Here is a 1131-nt window from a genome sequence, read left to right on the forward strand (position 1 = left end):
TGGTATGGTCCATAAACCATATTGAGGCTCGATAGCACGGCGACATAGCAGCACTCTGTCTTTGTGTACTACTAAAGAGCCACAAATTACCTTTGGGTTTTCGTAGTGAATGTAACCACAGTTTGGGCATACCAGACGCGGTACATTATCAGTCGCTGGTATCTTGCGTTCCGCTTCATGACCACATGCTAGACAATAGCGCATATCAACTGCCTTATTTTGATGAGATAAAAAGAGTGGTAAAAGATGTTTAATTTTTAGAATGTTTTTACTGACGTCATGTTTTTAGCTTTTATAAGTATAGCCAACAGGTATAACTCTAGGTCTAAACATTATTTTGAGTTTAAATGTTGTCGTAAATGTAAACGTTGTTTTAAGATAGCACAAAACAAGGCAATGCTGAATAATGGTAACATGAACACGTCATTTATCTGCAATAGAGCAAATATGACTCCGATGTTACGCCAGTTATTTACCCTTATAAGATATGACGGGCTTGATTAAGAATAGCCAGTCACGTAAAAGTGGGGTAGTGATGACCAGATTGGGCTAATCTAAACTACAAAGAAGGATGTGGCTTAGTATGTCTTAGCGACATTACCAATATCTTGGATAGTGTCTGCCTCTACCGATGTTGTTATAAATCAGGGCAACGACAACCAAGGCGAGCGCACCTACCAGTGTTGGAGTGACCAAAAAATGCCATTTAACACCTCCAAGCATGACAATTAGTGGGTTTGAGCCTGCGGGCGGGTGCGGTACCCGAAACAATAGCATAAGCGCAATGGCAGTACCGACAGCGAGTGCCAAGCTCCACCACTCAATACCAAATATCGTCATAAATGCTAAACCAGTAAAAGTGGTAATAAAATGACCGCCAACAATATTTCTTGGCTGAGCAAATGGGCTTTCTGGATAAGCAAAAATAAGCAAGCAACTGGCGCCAAATGAGCCCAAAATCATAGCAACATTTTGCCAATTACCAATTAGGGCCAGCGCTGCGGTTGCCAATGTACCGCCTAGCCAAGCCAGTCCAATGATAACTAAAGGCAGTCTTTGCGGGCAATCATCTATTCTGCCCTGCATCTTATTTAACGAAAAAATCTTATTCACTAGCGTTTCCTAAATAAT

The 1131-nt window shown here is 41.3% G+C and carries 2 protein-coding genes; both read right to left on the minus strand.

Going from position 1 to position 1131, the window contains the following annotated elements; genetic code table 11:
* Window positions 1-204 (minus strand): zinc ribbon domain-containing protein (locus ACS8FD_RS16085; RefSeq protein WP_439276585.1); only part of this gene is annotated, 204 nt, incomplete at its 3' end.
* A gap of 393 nt (window positions 205-597) precedes the next feature.
* Window positions 598-1113, minus strand: coding sequence for an HPP family protein (locus tag ACS8FD_RS16090; RefSeq protein WP_439262070.1), 516 nt, complete (start codon window positions 1111-1113; stop codon window positions 598-600).
* Window positions 1114-1131: the final 18 nt, after the last annotated feature.

The organism is Psychrobacter sp. 1U2 (assembly GCF_051847575.1).